This window comes from Nocardia sp. NPDC057668 (assembly GCF_042799795.1).
Lineage (GTDB): Bacteria > Actinomycetota > Actinomycetes > Mycobacteriales > Mycobacteriaceae > Nocardia.
Genome location: NZ_JBHVIC010000009.1, coordinates 1 through 18,077, shown reverse-complemented (window position 1 = coordinate 18,077; position 18,077 = coordinate 1). Strand labels below are relative to the sequence as shown.

Genomic DNA, 18,077 nt, shown 5'->3' with positions numbered 1-18,077 from the left:
ATTACCGTCATGTTACGACCGCCTTACCGCTCGGAGTCTTTGCAGATGGGCAGCCGAATCGCGAATCGCGCACCGCCGCCGGGACGTTCGCCACACTCGACCTTGCCGCCGTGTGCGGCCAGGGTCTCGCTGACCAGCGCCAGGCCGATCCCGGTGCCGGTCGCGGTGCGCCGGCTCGCGCGCGCGGTGGCGAACCGCTCGAAGATGCGTTCGCGATCGCCGACGGGCACGCCCGGACCTGCGTCGTCGATCAGAATCACCGCCGTGTCGCCGATGCGCCGCACGGTCACCGCGGTGATGCCGCCACCGTGCCGCACGGCGTTGTCGAGCAGGTTGGCGAAGGCGCGCTCGAGTTCGAGTTTGCGCCCCCGCACGGTCATATCCTGGTGCACGGTAAGCAATTCGGGTGCATGTCTGCGCCCGGCGAGGGTATGGCTGAGGAGTTCACCCACCCGCAGCGTCTCGGCGTCGGCGGCGTGCACCCCGGCCTCCACCCGTGCGAGCGCCAGCATGTCGTCCAGCACCCGGCGCAGGTGCTCGACCTCGTCGCTGATCAGCCCCAGGGCCAGCCGGGAGCGCTCGGGCAGATCCTGCTCGTACCGCTCGAGCACACCGACGCTGGTGACCAATGTCGTGAGAGGAGTGCGCAATTCATGCGCGACATCGCCGACGAGCCGCCGTTCGCGCTCGGCGCTGAGCCGCAGCGGCGCGAGCCTGCGCCGGCAGGCCCACACGCCGGCAGCGGCGCCGACGCCCAGCGAAAGGACAATGGCGAGAACGAAACCGGCAGCGATCACCGCTGCACGTCAAGTCGGTACCCCAGCCCGCGCACGGTCACGATGAGCTGCGGATCGGACGGATCGAGCTCGACCTTGGTGCGCAGCCGCCGGATGTGGACGTCCACGATGCGCTCGTCGCCGAAGAAGCCGCGATCCCAGACCCGTTCCAGCAGTGTGGATCTGCTCAATACCCGCCCGGGCGTCTCGGCGAGTTCGCACAGCAGCCGGTACTCGGTGAGCGTCAGATGCAACTCTTCCTCGCCGCGGCGCACGATCCCGCTCTCGGTGGCCAGCACCAGCGGCGCACCCGACTCCTCGTCGAGCACAACGGTTCCCAGCCCGGAGTCGGTCTCCTCCTCGGCGGCCGCCTGTTCGGCGAAGCGCGCGCGCCGCGCCACCGCGCGCATACGCGCGGTGATCTCCTTGACCTCGTACGGTTTGGTGACGAAGTCATCGGCGCCGGCCTCGAGCGCGGCCACCACATCGTGGGTGTCGTCACGGGCGCTGACCACGATGATCGGCACATCGTGGTCGCGGCGAATTTCCCGGATACAGGTGAATCCGTCCATTCCGCCGAGCATGAGATCGACGATCATGAAATCGGGAGCGCCATTGTCGGCCAAATAGCGCAGCGCGTCCTCGGCGGCGTCGGTGTCGGCGACGTCGTAGCCCTCGTCTTCCATTGCCAACCGCAGCGCGGCCCTAATTCGGTCGTCATCTTCGACGATCATCAAGTTCGCGCTCATAAATCACTCCCCACGGACACGAATAAACGTGCCCTGCCTCACACAGGTACCTATTCGATTTCACACAACAGTCCCGACTACCCCGGCTCGATCTCGGCCAAACGCTCGGCCGCCGCCGCCCGATCACGCTCGGACCGCGTGATCCCATGGTCACGGCCACGATTGGCCGGGTGTTCGCCGGCGGCGACAGTGAGGTAGATCTCCCGCGCGGTTCGCGAAACGTCGCGACGCGCCCGTCCGTGTGTCGTGTGCCCGACCTGCGTGTCCTCCCCGATAGCCTCACCGGTATGCGCGGGCGATCAGCGCCGACGCCATCGAACGGCGGTATGCCGCACGGTGGCGGGGCCGATCACGAGCGCATCGGCGAGCGCATCCATCCGGGGCGAACCGTGCTCCGGCGGTGTGCGGCCGCGCACGGCGGACCAACACGGGATGGGATGGTGACGAACACATGGAGATCGACTGGCCGAGCCCGGTGACGGCACAGGCTGTCGCGGAGTCGGGATGGACACCGGAACGCCGGATAGACATCGCCGAATGGCTCGAGGAATTGCGCGCCGAGGGCTACTACATGTCGCCCGCAGCGGCGGGGATCCTGGAGAGCTTCGGCAAACTGGCCCTGCGCCCGGCCGACACCACCGACGCCCTGTGGGGCGCGGACCCGTACTTCTTCGATCCGATCGAGGTCGGGTCGGGCATGTACGAACGCTACGCGGATCTACAGGAACAGGTCGGCCACCGCATGTCGCCCCTGGCCGCCAACGCCAGCGGCACCGGCTTCCTGCTCATTCTCGACGACGGCCGCGTGGTTTCCGACGACGCGCAGGGGCTGTGGCTGCTGGGCGAGACGTTCCCCGAGGCCATCGACCTCGCCCTGCGCAGGCACCGAACACCGGATGTGCTCACCGCGGCACAGTGACCGGCTGTGGCGTCGCGGCGACCGGCTCCGGTGATACCGCGCCGCCGCCGATGACTCGGTGACTGCCCGCCGGTGATTCAGACGCGTTGCGCGGCAGCGGATACGCGATGATTCGCCAGGTGCGCCAGGATCGACTGGTTGGCCTCCCACCCGTCGGGGAACTTCACCGCCACATCGAGATACACCGGCTCGGTCGACGGGTGGGCGTCCAGCAGTTCCGGAATTCCGGCACGCCCCACCACGATGCAGGCGTGCCGGTGCCGGGAGGTGAGCACGCACAGCCGCCCGGCCTCGAGATGGAACTCGGTGGCGTCGCGGCGCCCGGACAGCGGATGCAGCACCAGGGTGACGTCGTATTCGCGGCCCTGCAGGCGATTGGCGGTGTCGACGGTGATGGCGTGCGCGGGTGTGTCCGCTAGCGCCGCGCGCACGGCGGCGGCCTGATCACGATGGGCGGTGCCGATGGCGATGCGATCGGCGGTGAGCGGTTGCGGCTCGGAGTTGCTCTCCGAGCGCGTGATTCCGCCGCGCTGTAGCAGGCGGGCCGCGAGCGCGGCGAGGGTCTCGATGGCCTCGCTGTCGGTGCGCAGGGTGTGCCGCGCGGGCAGTTCGTACCAGGCCCAGCCCGAGCGCGCGGCCTCCTCGAGCGCCTCGTCCATCGGCCCGCCGCCGAAGCCGCGCGCGGTGAACTCCAGGCTGCGCTGGTCCGCGGTGGTCCCCGCGGCGAATTCTGTGAACGGGTAGAACGCCCGGGAGATGATCGGCGCGGCCGACGCGGGCAGTCGCCACGACACCGGCAGCCGGTGCACCGGCACCGTCGGATTGTGCGCCAGCAGCACGCTCACCGCGCTCAGCGTCGGATCCCACGACAGGCCCGCCCAGCGGTCCCGGTCGATGATGGCGAACGGGTCGAGCTGGCCGGGATCGCCCACGAACAGCGCGCGTTCACCCGGGCGGGCGATGCGCAGCAGCATGTCCGACCGCATCTGATACGCCTCGTCGACGATCGTCCACGCCCACGACCCCTCGGTCTTGGTCGCCCATTTCGCCGCCGTGCCCAGCAGCACCGCGCGATCCTCGAGATCCTCGATCGAACTGCCGACCAGCACGTTGGCGTGCGCCGAAACCCGTTCGCTGGGTGCGTAATCCTTGGCCGAGAAGCGCCCGATCAGCAGCGCCGAGTCGGCCCGGGCGAGCCGGTCGATGAGGTCGTCGACCTGTTCGTTGGTCTGGGCGACGATGCGCACCGGTTGCCCGGTGGCGGCCAGATGCCGGGCGGCGCGCACCACCAGGGTCGACTTGCCCGCGCCCGGCGGGGAGTCCACCACGACCGCGCGTTCGGTGCCGGCGGTGAGGTCGGCCAGGACCGCCTCGATGACCTGATCGGGGGTCTTCACGACCATTCTTCCTGTGCGTCGGCGGGATTCGGGGTCCACTCCGGCGGCGGGCCGCCGTGGGTCCAGGGTGTGTCCTCGGGCTTGGGGAGTTCGTGCGGGCGCTGGAATCCGCTGGGGGACAGGCCGGTGAAGGTGAGCCGATGGCCGGGCGACGGCACCGAACCGGGTTTGGCGGTGTGCCCGTTGCCCATTCCGCCGGACAGTTCCAGGGTCACGATCTCCCCGTCGATGCCCAGGACCCGGCCCTTCTGCCCGCGCGATTCCACCGCGTGCAGCTCGGTCCCGATCGCCATGGCGACGGGATCGGTGGTGTGCACCCGAATCTCCGGCCGCAGCAGCTTCTTTCCCGAGGCGTTCACGATGAGCCGGGTCGGGTCGCACTCCACGACCAGGCCGCGGAAGGCGTCACCGCTGAGCCGGTACTCGGCCATCACCAGCGGATCGTCGTACGCCCGTTGCACATCCAGCGCCTGCTGCGCCTGTTCGCGTGCGAGCAGTCGTCGGACCGCCGGGACCGGGCTGTCTCGGCGCGGCTGCGGATGACTCTCGGGGATGTTCCGGTGGAACCGGCTGAACTGACTGCGGTCCCCGTCCCAGCGCGCGGCCACGCTCGCGCCCGCGGGCATGGCGCGCAGCAGGTCGATCGCCCGCCACATCAGCCGCCAGGTCGGGGCCAGCTGCTGTTCGAGCGCGTGCCGGATGCGCTCGCCGGCCAGCACCCGCAGGTCGTCGTCGATCGCGGTGTCGTAGGCGGTGAGCAGCGGGGCGAGTTCCTCGTTGTCGAAACCCGGATCGGTGGCCGGGCCGGCGGGCGGCGACTCGATGGGATCCTCGGCGAGTGCGGCGGCCTGCGCCCCGGTCGACCCCGCGGGCGGATCGATCCAGCCGAGCTGCGCGGCCAGATTCCCGTCCTCCATGCCGGATTGCCCGGTGGCCCAGTGCCCGCCGAGCACCGAGGTCATGGCCAGTAGCGCGCTCGATCCCGGATGTTCGGCCCGATCCCCGAACCAGGTCAGCCAGCGGCCCAGCAGCGGCACGCTCTCCGGCACCGGGTTCGGCCCGTCGGCCCGGCGGAATCGCACCGACCGGCCCATGAGTTTGAGGAAGGTGGTGCCGCCCTGATTGGGCACCCACAGCTGCGGCGAATCCAGGCAACGTTCCCACGCGTCACCGGATTTCGGCGTCACCGTCTCGGTGTCGGCCAGGAACGAGGACAGGTAGGGCAGCACGATGTCGGCCAGCTCGGCGGTGAAATGAAACCGCAGCTGCCGGTCGCGCGGCTGCGGCACGATCAGCACCGTCGCGTCCTCGGGGCCGCTGCCCACCATGACCGCCAGCGGCGCGGCGGCCTCCCCGGCCATGCGCAGCGGAATGACCACCAGCGGCCGGCGCGCCACATGGCAGTGCCGGACCGTCGCGATCGGTTGTGCCCGGCCACTTCTGGTGGCCTCGATACGAGCGAGTGCGGTGAGCACACTCACGCTGTGCCCCTCCTCGCACCGGGACGCCGCACGGTGACGCGCTGCCCCCGCACCGGATCGCTCACGCGAACGCCTCCTGCCGCAGCAGCTGGGCGAAGCGCAATTGCGCGGCGATGTCGGCCTGCTCCGGGGCGGGGGTGACCGCGCCGTCGGCCAGGGCCAATGCCACTGCGATGGAGTCGATTCCGCCGACCTCGTCGCAGATGCTGCGGCCGAGCACATCGACCGAGCCGTGCGCGCGCGCCTCCTCACGGCAGAAGAAGGCCAGCTCGCAGCTGGACATGCATTCGGGCGCGTACCGCCCGTCCACCGCCGACACCGCCGCCAGCAGCTGATCGCCCGAGGCGAAGGTCAGCTCCGGCGGAAAGACCTCGACCAGTTCCTGGATGCGGGTCAGGCGCGAGAGCTGCCGGGTGATGACCGCCAACTGCTTGCGGATGTCGACCTTGGCCGCGGTGGGCTGATTGGAGAAGTCCTTGGGGCACACCAGGATCACCTCGTGCGACACCTGTTCGGGCCGGCCGCCGACCTGCGTCAGCAGCTGCCGCAGCGCGAGCACGTAGACCGCGGACTGGCGGGCCGCGGCGGCGACCTGCTCCGGTGCGGCCTGGCCGTCGATGACGGCGATGGATTTGATCTCCACGACGTGGAAGCGGCCGTCGATCTGCACCGCGATCACGTCGGGCTCCAAATACGCGGTCACCCCGGCGATATCGAGCGCGAGCATCGGATGGTCGAAAAGCGTGCCCGCGCCGGTGCGCACCACCTCGGCCAGCAATTGCCGAGTTCTCCGGTGCCGCACAGCGTTACCGGCGTTGTCTCCCACGGTGTTCAGATCATCGTAGGAGACCTCCGGCAGGGTGAGCCCGAACCGCTCGCGCAGCAGCGCCAGCAACTGCGCGCACCCGTTGGCCTTCACATACGCCTCGAAGGAATTCCCGCGCGTAATCGCGAACTGTGACTGGCCGAATCGCGCCGGATATCCCAGTTCGCGTGCCACCACCGTCTTGTCGACGGCCGCCGCGTCCATGAGCGCGCGCCGGGAACAGCCCGGATTGGTGGTGAGCGCGGCAATGGTGCGTGCGTTGTGCCGACAGGCGGGTGCGGCGCCACGCACTTCATCGAGCCGCGCCGTCAATTCCGTCATCCCGCAGAACTCCCGTATCTATTGTTCGTCGTGCCGAATCGTGTACCGAACAGCTGTGCAGCAGGATCTTCCACCTGGGCTACGACACGTTCGGCCGCTGCCCGCCGCGCGCGCTCGTCCGAATCCCGGTGCACGGCCAATTCATTGCGTGCCGCGTCGGCGATCACATCGAAGCCGGCGTCCATTCGCACCCCGCGTATTCCGGGAATGGTGGAGGCCAGTTGGCGGACCACGCGGCGGCCGCCGGAGCCGACCTCCTCGAGGCTGGAACCGTGCTCTGCCAGGCGAATCACCGCGGTCAGCAGATCGACCCGGGCGCTGAGGGGGCCGACCATGCGCTGTGCGAGCGGCCAGGTGCTCAGCGCCATGAGCCCGCGTGCGGGGGCGAGGAGATCGACCGTCAGGGCCGCGCACACGTAGTAGGGCCGTGCGAAAGGCGCTGTGCGAAAAGACCTGTCCTCGTCCCGCCGCAGACTCGTCAATCGGGCGGCGACGAGTTCACCGGAGAAGAATCCCTCGTGCACCGCCATGATGAGCCGCGGTGCGGCCGGCACCGACAGCAGCGTGAGCGCCTGATGCACGTGCTCGCGCACCGGCACGCCGGACGGCACGGCCTCGATCTCCTCGTCCGCTCCCGAACCCTCGCCGAGAACGGCTGTCTCCCATTCGGTTTCCACCCCGCGCAACTCGGCCCGCAGCTTTCGCGCCGCCGTGCGATCCCCACCCGCGATGGCCCGCCGCACCGAAGCTCGTAATTCGGAAATCCTGGCTTCCAGGGCATCAGGCGACACGGTCATACCGCACACGGTAGCCACCACTTCCAGTATGCACCAGTATTTTCCAGTAATTGCCCGAATTGCCGGAACTTCATCCCCGGGCCTGTGAGGCCGCGGCCCGAAGAAAACCCGAGCGGTGTCGGTACACCCACCGCAACTCCGCCGCACTCAGCGCGGTAATGGCCAGGACCCCGAACACCGACACCGGTGTGCGAAGCCCGTCGGGTGCGGCGCTCACGCCGCCCGTGAAGGTTTCGGCCACCACCCCGGCGATCACCATGAACGGGGCCGCGACCGCGGGCATCGCCGGATTCGTGTGGCCGGCGTTGAACACCGTCCCCGACACGCTCACCGGAATCAGCACGAAGAACGCGACCGCCGGAAGAATCATGAGAATCATGCCGATCGCGACCGTCAGCGACGACGCGTACCGATCGTCGAAGGTCGTCAGCACCCAGGCGATGATGCTCGCGATGAGCCCCAGCCCGATCGCCGTGCTCAGGGGCCCCAGTCGCTCCACGCCATCGCGCCCGCGCACCACGAACAGTCGCTCCACGCGATCCGCGTGCACACCGTCCGGCGCGGTGGCGACGAAGACCACCGACAGCGCCGCCACCAGCACCAGCCCGGTGAAGGTCAGCGCGTAGTACTTGGTGCCCACCACGTCGAACCAGTCACCGTTTCCGCCGTCCCCGTATCGCAGCGCCAGCCAGCCGAGCAGTACCGCGGTGATCCCCGCGCGCGCGGCGGCGAACGGCGTCCACGCCACCCCCGCGCGCCGCAACACCAGAACCGCACCCAGCACCGCGAGCACCCACACCCCGGCCACCTGCAACACCCACCACGCCAGCGCACCGACCGGCCGCGCGACATCCCACACCACGCTCATACCCGCACCCCGCCCGCCGCCACCGATTCGCTAGCCTTGCGAAACATCAAGCCCCCCTGTTGGTTACGGTGAGATAGCCCCCGACGCTACCGACTCTCCGGAACCGTGTCCTGCCAAAGCCTGAAGCAATCATCAAGCCCCCGTTGACATCCGGCAGGCGCTATCGAGGACGGACCCCCTCGGCGCGTTCGTCGCCGGTTCTTCGAGCGCCTGGAAATCCGATCGGCACCGCCCGGCGCGGGCTGTTAGGCTCGCGCCCTTCGGAGAGGATGCGGGTCATTGGCGGGGGCGGAGTTGATGTCGGCTGTTGTCGGCGCGGGCGGGGTTGCGGCGCTGCGGGAAGTGCCGGTGCCGGTACGGCGGCCGGGGTGGGTGCGGTTGCGGGTGCTGGCGGCGGCGATCTGCCGGACCGATGTGTACGCGGCGACCGGGCGGTTGCCGCTGGGCGGCCCGCGGGTGCTGGGGCACGAGATGGTCGGGGAGGTCGTCGAAGCCGATCCCGAGGGGGACTACCGTCCGGGTGCGCGGGTCGCGGTCGCTACTCCGCTGATCGCCTGTGCCGACTGCGAATCGGCCGCGCGGCGGTGCGGTGAGTCGCGCATGCTCGGGGTCGATCTCGACGGTGCCTTCGCCGAACAGACGGTGGTGCCGGAGGCGAATCTGTGGCCGGTGCCGGAGTCGCTGCCCCTGCGGCGGGCGGCCTGCGTCGAACCGATCGCCGCTACGACCGCGGTGTTGCGCGCCCCGATTCGACCGGACCAGCGCGGCGTCGTCCTGGGTGCGGGACGCATCGCCGAACTCAGCGGCCGGGTGTTGCGCGCGCACGGGTTCGGGTGCGTCGATGACGAGGTGGATGCCAAGGGCGACTACGACTTCGTGATCGAGTCCGCCGGAACCGGAGACGCACTGGCCCGGGCGGTCGCGCTGGCTCGCCCGGGCGGCGTCGTGGTGCTCAAGAGCCGGCCCGCCGCCCCGATCGCCCTGGACGTGGCGGCCGCAGTCCGCAAAGACCTTGTGCTGGCGGCGGTCTCGTACGGTCCGGCCGCCGAGGCTGTCCGACTGGCGGGGGAGTTGGCGATCGACGATCTCCTCGGCGAGACCTATCCGCTGCGCCGATTCGCCGACGCGCTGGCCGCCGCCGAGCGGGATCCGCTGGGACCCAAGGTGTTCCTCGACCCGGCGGGGGCTCGCTGATGTGCGGGGTGGTCGCGGTCGTCCGCGACAACGGCATCGACGCCCAGGCCTTGGAATCGGCGCTGCGGGCCCTCGCGCATCGCGGGCCCGACGGCAGCGGTCGCTGGATCGCGCCGGACCGCCGGGTGGCGCTCGGCCACACCCGGCTCGCGGTGCGCGATGTGGCCGGGGGAGCGCAGCCGATCCGGAGCGCTGATGATCGGTGCGTCGCGGTCGTGAACGGCGAGCTGTACCACTCCGCGGAGCTGCGATCGGAGTTGCGCTCTCGCGGATATGAATTCACCACGCGCGGTGACAGCGAGCTGGTTCTGCACGCCTGGCGGGAGTGGGGCCCGGCGATGCTGCCACGCCTGCACGGCGAATTCGCTCTCATCGTGTGGGATGCCCGGCGGCGGACGCTGTTCGCGGCCCGCGACCGCTTCGGCATCAAGCCGCTGGTGTGGGCCCGGCACGCGGACGCCGTGTTCCTGGCCTCCAGGATCGCGGGACTGTCGGCGCTGGGTCTGCCCACCGCCTGGAATCACGACTCCCTCTGGCAGAGCACCGGATTGCAGTATGCCCCGCCCGGCGAGACCCTCGTCGCGGGCGCGCACGTGCTCCCCGCAGGGCACTGGCTGACGGTGCGCGACGGTGAGATCGACATCCGCCAGTACTGGGACCTGGACTACCCGGTCGACCCCGCGCCGATCGCCGACCCCGCCACGGCCACCCGGGAATTCCGCTCCCACCTCACCACCGCCGTCACCGAACGCCTCGATGCCGATGTTCCCGTGGCCTTCCAACTCTCCGGCGGCCTGGACTCCAGCGCGGTGCTCGCCGCGGCGACCCGCCACCGCGGCCCGCAGGACGCGTTCACCCTTTCGTTCGCCGACGCCGCCGGTTACGACGAGCACCCGCTCGCCGCCGCCACGGCGAACCACCTCGGCGCGCGCCTGCACACGGTCGCCGTCACCGATCGCGAGCTGGCGGAATCCTTCCCCGCCGCCGTCCTGCACGCCGAGTCGACCTGCGTGAACACCCATGCGGCAGCGAAACTCCGGCTGCACGCCGCCGTCCGTGACGCCGGCTTCAAGGTCGCCTTCACCGGCGAGGGCGCGGACGAGATCCTCTTCGGCTACCCGCATCTGCGCGCCGACCTGCGCGGTTCGCTCGGCGGTCTGACCGCCACGAACACCGCCTCGGCCGGACTGATGCTGCCCGACGGCGACGGTCTGCCGCTCGACCACGTCCGGCGGGAACTCGGTTTCGTCCCCACCTGGCTCGCCGCCAAAGCCTCCTTCGGCCGACGGGTTCGAGACCTGCTGCACCCGGAATGGTCCGCGCGCTTCGCCGATCACGACATCGGCCGAACCGTCCTCGCGGACTTCGACATCCGGGCCCGCCTCACCGGTCGCGGCCCCGTCGAACAGTCCTCGTACCTGTGGACGAAGCTCGCGCTGGAGGGTTACATCCTGCGCGCTCTCGGCGACGGCCTCGAAATGGCCAACGGCGTCGAAGGCCGTCTCCCTTTCCTGGACACCGCGCTCGTCGAACACGCTCTCGCCCTGCCCACTTCGTTCAAGATCCGCGACGGCGTCGAGAAGTGGATCCTGCGCGAAGCCGTGCGCGACCTGCTCCCCGCCGACGTCGTGACCCGCGAGAAACACCCCTTCCTCGGCCCGCCGATCGGCCCGCACATGCGCGAGCTTGCCCGCGCGGTCCTCACCGATCCGAGCGTGCGTGCACTCGGCTTCTTCGACGCCGCCCGCATCGATGACCTGCTGAAGCGCTGGGAAGTAACGGATATCGCCTACCGCAAGCTGCTCGACCCCGTGATCCTGTTCCTCACCTCGGTCGGCATCCTGCACACCGGATTGGGGATGACCGCATGACCTGGTGGGCCGACCTCTACGACGACCTGCTGGCCGACCAGCTCCTCGAGCGCGAGGCGGGCACGGTCGAACCGACCCTCGACTTTCTACTCGACCGGCTGGATCTCCGCCCGGGCGACAGCGTCTACGACCAGTGCTGCGGCATCGGCAGTCTCACCATTCCGCTGGCCGCCCGCGGCCTGCGGGCGCTCGGCGTCGACCAGGCCGCCGGGTACATCGAGCGCGCCCGGTGGGACGCGGAGAACGCCGGTGTGACAGCCGAATTCGCCGCCGCCAACGCCTGCGATTTCGTCCCGCCCGAACCGGTAGACGCGGTCTTCAACTGGTGGACCAGCTTCGGCTACGGCACCGACGCCGACAACCAGCGCATGCTCGACCGCGCCTTCGAATCCCTGTGCCCCGGCGGCCGATTCGCCCTGGACACCATGAACCTCTCCGGCGTCCTGCGCGGTTTCCAGCGCGACAACGTCCTGCACCGCGAGACCCCGCGCGGCCGCGTGCTGCTGCTCCGCGAAACCACCATCGACCTCCCGTCCGGCCGAATGCTCAAGGACTGGACGTATTTCGTCGACGGCCACCTCGAAACCCGCCACCGCAGCTCGGTGCGCCTCTACCTGCCCGACGCCGTCGCCGCGATGCTCGCCACCGCCGGCTTCACCGACATCGACCTGCTCGGCGACCTCACCGGCGCCGCCCTCACCCTCGATAGCCCGCGTCTGATCGCACTCGCCAGGAGACCGTGATGACCCTGCCCCAGCGCACCCGCCCCGACAGCGACGCCGACCTGCGCCGAGCGCTGTACTCCGGCACCGTATTTCTGCTTCCGGCCACCGAAAGCTCGCTGCGACTGGTCGATTACGCCCGCACGAGTCTGGAATCCGAACTCGGTCCCGATCCGCGTACCGCTCACGAGCGCTACGACGACGCCGAGCTCTTCGACCGCATCGGCCGCGTGCGCAAACACGTCTACACCGAACCCGCCGCCCAGCGCCTGCTGCGCGACACCGCGGCGGCCGTCGGCTTCGCCCCCGACCGGACGGCCTTCGACCCGGCCCGCCTGCGCGCGATCCTGCATGGCGCCCAGCACAATCCGCGCGCCGCACCGGTGTACTACCCGCACCGCGACACCTGGTACGGCCACCCCGGCTCGGTAGTCACCATCTGGACGGCCCTGGACGACCTGACCCCGTCCGAGACCTTCGTCTTCTACCCCGAGCGCTTCGCCCGGCCCGTCCCGAACGATTCGGAGATCTTCGACTACGACGACTGGGTTTCCCGGGGCTGGAGCCTCAAGATCGGCTGGCAGGACCGCGACGCGTCCCTGAAGGCCCGCTACCCGCAGGTGACCGGTGCCCCCGACTTCGGCCCCGAGACCGGCTTCTCCTGCCGCGCCGGGGAGGTACTCCTGTTCTCCGGCAGCCACTTCCACCGAACCCTGCCCCAACAGGGCCTGTCCCGCTTCAGCCTGGACGCCCGCCTGGTCCACCTCGCCGACCATGCCGCCGGCCACTCCGCCCCCGACGTGGACAACCGCTCCCGCGGCTCGGCCGTCCCGGACTACATCCAGCCCGGTGAGCTGGACGCTGTTGCGGCGGTCGAATGAATACGCGCACCGTCGGCGTCCGGGCACGCCGTCACCCCCTCGGGGTCTCGACCTGGTTCGCGGTGAGCAGGTGATGACCTCTGACGACCCCTGCCTCGAATACCGCGTCGGGTCGATGGCCAATGCCCACAATCCCGATGGGCTGCCGGCCGTGAATTTCCTCGACCGTTTGGCCGAAGTCACGCGGCGCAACCCGGCGGCGGTAGCGATAGACGCCCACGAGGAGGTCTGGACGTACGCCGACCTCGTCGGCAACGCCGAACAACTGGCGGCCCGTCTCACCGAAGCCGGTGTCCGTGCGGGCGATGTGGTCGCCCTCCGAATCGGCCGCAGCGCATGGCATATCGCGGCGATGCTCGCCGCATGGAAGGTCCGCGCCGCGTTCCTCCCCATCGAGCCGGGCATACCCCGGACCCGCGAAGCGGCGATACTCACCGAATCTTGTGCACGGGTACTCGTGTCGTCCGAGGGGGACCGCCTCCGCGGCACCGGATCCAGCGTCGATCGGCGACCGTCCCGGTCACGCGATGCAGCCTCGTTGTCCGCTGAATCGGATGGTGAGCGGCTGCACGGGGAGGAGGCCGGCGGCCGGTGGTTCGCGGCGGCACACGGTGACTCGCAGCCGCCGGCGGAGGCTGAAGGCGGCGGGCAGCGGTTCGGGGCCGGTGGCCGGCGGTTCACCGGGGTAGGCGGTGACGAGTCACTGTGCGCCGAGGCGGGTGGCGCCGGGCTCGGGTCGGCTGCGGCGCGCGGGGTGAAACCGCAGGTCGAACCGCATATCCCGCTGCGGATCTCGCGTTCGACGGCCGACCTCCCGCCCTTGGCGGCCGCCGGCGACAACCTGGCCTACGTCATCTACACCTCCGGCTCGACCGGTCGCCCCAAAGGCGTCCGCGTCTCCCACACCGGTCTGGTCCCCATGCTCACCGCCCAAATCGACCTGTTCGCACTGGTTCCGGGCATGCGCGCACTGTTCACCCTCTCCACCGCGTTCGACGCGTCGATCTCCGACATCGGCACCGCCCTGCTCGCCGGAGCCACCCTGGTCATCCCGAGCGAACCCGCCACCTCGACGACTCTCGCGGAACTCGTGCGCGCCCACGGCATCACCCACGCCGACCTGCCCCCATCTCTGCTCGCGCACGCCGACCCCGACTCTGTCCCGAACACTCTGCGCACCATCGTGATCGGCGGCGAGGTCTGCGCCCCCGGAGTCGTCCGGGCTTGGGCCGCCCGGGTCCGCCTCATCAACGTCTACGGCCCGACCGAAGCCACCATCTGCACGAGCATGAGCCGGTGCGGCCCGGACTGGTCCCGCCCCCTCATCGGATCCCCGCTCCCGCATGTCGAATACGCCCTCCACGACGGCGAACTCCTCATCGGCGGCCCCGCCCTGGCCCTGGGCTACATCGACCGCCCCGAACTCGACCGCGAGCGCTTCATCACCCGCGCGGGCCGACGCTGGTACCGCACGGGCGATCTCGTCCGCCACCACCCGAACGGCGACTGGGAGTTCCTCGGCCGCAAGGACCGCCAGGTCAAGATCAACGGCCGGCTCGTGTGCCCGGAGGAGATAGAGGCCCGCCTCCGCGATGTTCCCGGCATCACCGAAGCGGCGGTGACGGTGACGGATTCGCCGACGACCCTCATCGCGCACGTCCGGGCCGACGACGACGCCCTGACTCCGGGGGTGATCCACGACCACCTCGCTCGATCGCTGCCCACGTGGATGCTGCCCCGCATCACCCTCGTCGAGGCACTGTCGCGAAACCGCACCGGCAAGGTCGATCACCACGCACTGGCCGCCGGCTTCCACACGATCGCACCTCCCGATCGCCCGGACGCCGGCGAACGCCCGCCCTCGAGCAGACCCGAATCTCAGCGGGCTCGAACGAGTCCGGACCCGCGACGTGTCCTGCTCAACCGCCGCACCGAGCTGATCTGCCGGGCCTTCGAAGCGGCACTGGGCCTTGCGGATGTCGCCCCGGACGACGATTTCCGCGAACTCGGCGGCGATTCCCTCGCGGCGCTGATCGTGGTCACCGAGGCCCGCCTGCGCGGCGTCGCGCTCCTGCCCGCCGCGGTACTGACCGATCGCACCCCCGCCCGCATCGCGGCCGCACCCCGTCTCGCACATCGCACGGTCGCCGACATGAATCAGGTTGTCACCCGGTCGGTTACCGGGTCGATGGGGTCGGCGCTCCGGCCTGCCCACACGCCGAAAGCACGCTCCGAAGCAGCGTCCGCCGTGCCCGCGGGGGACTGGCTGATCACCGGCGCCACCGGATTCCTCGGCCGCCATCTCGTCCCGGAACTGCTGCGCCGCACCACCGGAACGGTCCACTGCCTCGTCCGTGCGCGAGACCCCGAGCACGCGCGACATCGCCTGGGCCCACTCGCCGGGCATCCCCGAGTTGCGGTGCACGCGGGCGACGTCGCATCACCCGATCTCGGCCTGTCGCCCGACCTCTGGCGCTCCCTGAGCTCCGATATCGGCGGAATCATCCACGGCGCGGCCGCTTTGAGCCTGAGCCTGCCCTTCACCGACATGGCGGCCGTGAACATCCGCGGCGCCGCCGAAATCGCTCGCTTCGCAGGGGCGTCCGGGGCGAAGGTCTTCCACCTCTCGTCGCTGGCGGTTCTGGCCGCGACGGACCTGGACGCCGAAACCCTGGACGAGCGAACCCGCCTCACGCCGTCGACGCGGCTCTTCGGCTCCTACCCGCAGACGAAGTGGGCCGCCGAAACCATGCTGCGCGCCTCGGTCCCGCGGCTCTCCGTCATCCGTCCCGGCCTGCTCACCGGTGATTCCGCCACGGGGGAGGGGCCGGCCAACTGCCCGCTCACGACCTTCCTGCGCGCGGTGTCCACCCTCGGCTGCCTGCCCGAGGTGGACCGGGACCTGCTGCGGGTGAACATCACTCCCGTCGATCACGCAGCCACCGCCATCGCCGAACTCGCGACGAGCCCCTGCCCGCCGACCGTCCATGTGGCGAGCGAGACGGGCGCATCCCTGCGTGATCTACGCGACGCACTCGGCACGCGAGCGACGATCCGCACGGTCTCCCAGGCGGAGTTCGCCGCACGAACCCGGCGGCACCTCACCCGCGCCGACGCACTGGCCATGGTCACCGCCTCCTACCGCCTGACCGGCACCGACGAACACCGCGACGCCGACCTGTTCCTCAACACCGCTCGCCGCTTCCCCGGCGACCTGCTGCACGCCACCCTCGGCAGGACCATCGCGCCCCCGACCCCCGAATTACTGGCCCGCTACGTCGAATTCGCCCTGCGCTCCACCGGCACGGCACAGTGGTCCGCATGACACGGGGCATGGTGCTCGGCAAATTCATGCCACCGCACGCGGGACATCTCTACCTCTGCGAGTTCGCGAAGAACTGGGTGGACGACCTCACCATCGTCGTCGGCACCCTCGCCGCCGAACCCATCCCGGGCGAGCTGCGCCACCGCTGGATGCGCGAGCTGTTCCCCGCCGACACCGTCGTGCACCTGACCGACGAGAACCCGCAGGACCCCTCCGAACACCCGGACTTCTGGAGTATCTGGCAGACCAGCCTCGAGCGCATCCTGCCCGAACGGCCCGATCTGGTCTTCGCCTCCGAGCCCTACGGCGCGAAGCTCGCCGAGGTGCTCGGCGCGGAGTTCGTGCCCGTCGACCTGCCCCGCGCGACGATCCCGGTCAGCGGCACCGCCATTCGCACCGATCCGATCCGGCACTGGGAGTTCATCCCCCGCTGCGTCCGGCCGCATTTCGTGCGCCGGGTCAGCATCATCGGCCCCGAGTCCACCGGCAAGACCACCCTGGCTCGCACCCTCGCGGATACCTTCGGCACCGTGTGGGTCCCCGAATGGGCGCGCACCGTGCTGGAACACCGGAACGGCAGTCTCGACGACCTGAACTGGCCGAACCTCGTCCACGGTCAGATCGCGTCGGAGGAGGCCCTGGCCCGCAACGCCGATCGCGTGCTGTTCTGTGACACCGAACCCCTGTTGACCACGGTGTGGGCGGAATCGCTGCTCGGCGCCTGCCCGCCCGAGGTCACCGCCGCGGCCGCCGGCCGCACCTATGACCTGACCCTGCTCACCGAACCGGATGTGCCGTGGGTCGCCGACCAGGTTCGCTATCTCCCCGGGGAGAGCGAGGTCTTTCTGGACCGCTGCCGGACGGCGCTGACCCGCGCCGGCCGCACCGCCGTTCCCCTGCGCGGGGACTGGACCGCGCGCACCGAACAGGCCGTCGGCCACGTGCGCGCACTGCTACAGCAAACCAACTGCCCAGTGCCATAATCGATTTCCGCCGCGAACCCGCTTCGCGCCCGTCCGAACTCGGGTATCAATAGCGCCGTGACCACCCGGGAAGAGCAGCGGTTCGCCGAGCTCGAACAGCACGACGCGTACCCCGCCATCCGCAGCCTGGTCGCCGCCTACATCGGCGACACCATCGTCAATCCGGCCACCACGCAGCCCGAGTTCTGGAACGTCACCGCGCTACCCGCCACCGCGCGAGCGCAGGGTCGCCGACGTTTGCTCACGCTGAACGTCGGTGGCCTGGAAACGCTCTACGTCACCGAGTTCCGGGAAGCAGCCGGCATCGCGGTCGAACTCACCGTGAACCTCGACGTCCCCGCCGGCTGGACCGACGAACAGCTGAATCTGGAGTCAGAGGGGGTGCAGACCTCGCGTCCGGACTATCGCAGCGCCCGCGTCTGGTGCTGGCGGATCGACCTGGCCACCCTGCTCGACGACGACGTCGACTTCCAGACCCTGCTGGCGGGAAACGACTTCGAGGATCTCGCCGCCAGTCTGAACGCCGGACTCATGAGTAGGGGGCAGTCTCCCTATGCGCGCAACAACAATCCGGCGCTCGTCCGGGACCTGCTCGCGGAGCTCGACGCGATCCGCGCGGCGGAAGCCGGCGGGCATGCTCCGCAAAACCCCTGATGGGAGAGCCGATTTGACTTTGCACCGCGACCCCGCGTAACTTTCTTCAAGTCAGAGCGACACGGACACCGACCCGGAGCCGAGACGCTGAGCCGAGAGGCTGAGCGTGGTTCGAGGGAAAACGAGGTTGTACGAGGAGCGCCTGGCCAACCCTTTAGCTCACAAGATCAGCAGATTTGGTTCGCTGGAATCGCTGAGCTAAGCTTTGAAGGCAGCCGCGGAGACCGACCGGGACAAAGAGCCCGCGAAGTTCCGTGTGCGTGTGTTCTTTGAGAACTCAATAGTGTGTCGATGAATGTCAGTGCCAATAATT

Annotated in this window: 15 protein-coding genes; 8 read left to right on the top strand and 7 right to left on the bottom strand. The window is 69.8% G+C overall.

The window, feature by feature from the left end:
* Positions 1-23: 23 nt before the first annotated feature.
* Positions 24-797: a sensor histidine kinase gene (locus ACFVBH_RS38155; RefSeq protein ID WP_379010604.1), complete on the bottom strand. Its 774-nt coding sequence runs from the start codon at positions 795-797 to the stop codon at positions 24-26.
* The gene (locus ACFVBH_RS38150) at positions 794-1,525 is read right to left on the bottom strand and encodes a response regulator transcription factor (RefSeq protein ID WP_354985019.1); all 732 of its coding nucleotides are present in this window, start codon (positions 1,523-1,525) and stop codon (positions 794-796) included. The genes ACFVBH_RS38155 and ACFVBH_RS38150 overlap by 4 nt, the downstream gene beginning before the upstream one ends.
* A 451-nt stretch (positions 1,526-1,976) precedes the next feature.
* Here ACFVBH_RS38150 and ACFVBH_RS38145 point away from each other — a divergent pair, with 451 nt between their 5' ends.
* Positions 1,977-2,444, top strand: a complete 468-nt coding sequence (locus ACFVBH_RS38145) for an SUKH-3 domain-containing protein (protein WP_379010590.1) — start codon at positions 1,977-1,979, stop codon at positions 2,442-2,444.
* Positions 2,445-2,521: 77 nt separating this feature from the next.
* Here ACFVBH_RS38145 and ACFVBH_RS38140 read toward each other — a convergent pair whose 3' ends face one another.
* The 5 genes from ACFVBH_RS38140 to ACFVBH_RS38120 form a co-directional block, all read right to left on the bottom strand.
* Entirely contained in the window at positions 2,522-3,841 is a 1,320-nt protein-coding gene (locus tag ACFVBH_RS38140) for an AAA family ATPase (RefSeq protein WP_354985021.1), read from the bottom strand.
* Complete coding sequence (locus tag ACFVBH_RS38135) at positions 3,838-5,322, bottom strand: hypothetical protein (protein WP_379010577.1); 1,485 nt, start codon at positions 5,320-5,322, stop codon at positions 3,838-3,840. Before ACFVBH_RS38135 ends, ACFVBH_RS38140 begins: the two co-directional genes overlap by 4 nt.
* 61 nt (positions 5,323-5,383) lie before the next feature.
* The gene (locus ACFVBH_RS38130) at positions 5,384-6,469 is read right to left on the bottom strand and encodes a hypothetical protein (RefSeq protein WP_354985023.1); all 1,086 of its coding nucleotides are present in this window, start codon (positions 6,467-6,469) and stop codon (positions 5,384-5,386) included.
* Positions 6,466-7,266, bottom strand: a complete 801-nt coding sequence (locus ACFVBH_RS38125; RefSeq protein ID WP_379010563.1) for a hypothetical protein — start codon at positions 7,264-7,266, stop codon at positions 6,466-6,468. The genes ACFVBH_RS38130 and ACFVBH_RS38125 overlap by 4 nt, the downstream gene beginning before the upstream one ends.
* Before the next feature lie 70 nt (positions 7,267-7,336).
* Complete coding sequence (locus ACFVBH_RS38120; RefSeq protein ID WP_379010558.1) at positions 7,337-8,134, bottom strand: hypothetical protein; 798 nt, start codon at positions 8,132-8,134, stop codon at positions 7,337-7,339.
* Positions 8,135-8,431: 297 nt separating this feature from the next.
* Between ACFVBH_RS38120 and ACFVBH_RS38115 the strand changes: the two genes are divergently transcribed.
* The 7 genes from ACFVBH_RS38115 to ACFVBH_RS38085 all read left to right on the top strand — a co-directional run bounded on the left by ACFVBH_RS38115 (position 8,432) and on the right by ACFVBH_RS38085 (position 17,764).
* Complete coding sequence (locus ACFVBH_RS38115; RefSeq protein ID WP_379010556.1) at positions 8,432-9,328, top strand: zinc-binding dehydrogenase; 897 nt, start codon at positions 8,432-8,434, stop codon at positions 9,326-9,328.
* Positions 9,329-9,336: 8 nt separating this feature from the next.
* Positions 9,337-11,199, top strand: coding sequence for an asparagine synthase (glutamine-hydrolyzing) (gene asnB, locus ACFVBH_RS38110; protein ID WP_379010548.1), 1,863 nt, complete (start codon positions 9,337-9,339; stop codon positions 11,197-11,199).
* Positions 11,196-11,942, top strand: coding sequence for a class I SAM-dependent methyltransferase (locus ACFVBH_RS38105; RefSeq protein WP_379010508.1), 747 nt, complete (start codon positions 11,196-11,198; stop codon positions 11,940-11,942). The genes asnB and ACFVBH_RS38105 overlap by 4 nt, the downstream gene beginning before the upstream one ends.
* Entirely contained in the window at positions 11,942-12,802 is an 861-nt protein-coding gene (locus ACFVBH_RS38100) for a phytanoyl-CoA dioxygenase family protein (RefSeq protein ID WP_379010484.1), read from the top strand. The genes ACFVBH_RS38105 and ACFVBH_RS38100 overlap by 1 nt, the downstream gene beginning before the upstream one ends.
* 73 nt (positions 12,803-12,875) lie before the next feature.
* Positions 12,876-16,127, top strand: a complete 3,252-nt coding sequence (locus ACFVBH_RS38095) for an AMP-binding protein (RefSeq protein ID WP_379010479.1) — start codon at positions 12,876-12,878, stop codon at positions 16,125-16,127.
* Positions 16,124-17,110, top strand: coding sequence for an AAA family ATPase (locus ACFVBH_RS38090; RefSeq protein WP_379010473.1), 987 nt, complete (start codon positions 16,124-16,126; stop codon positions 17,108-17,110). Before ACFVBH_RS38095 ends, ACFVBH_RS38090 begins: the two co-directional genes overlap by 4 nt.
* A 57-nt stretch (positions 17,111-17,167) precedes the next feature.
* On the top strand, positions 17,168-17,764 hold the full coding sequence (locus tag ACFVBH_RS38085) for a hypothetical protein (protein WP_379010468.1): 597 nt from the start codon (positions 17,168-17,170) through the stop codon (positions 17,762-17,764).
* The last annotated feature ends 313 nt before the right edge of the window (positions 17,765-18,077 follow it).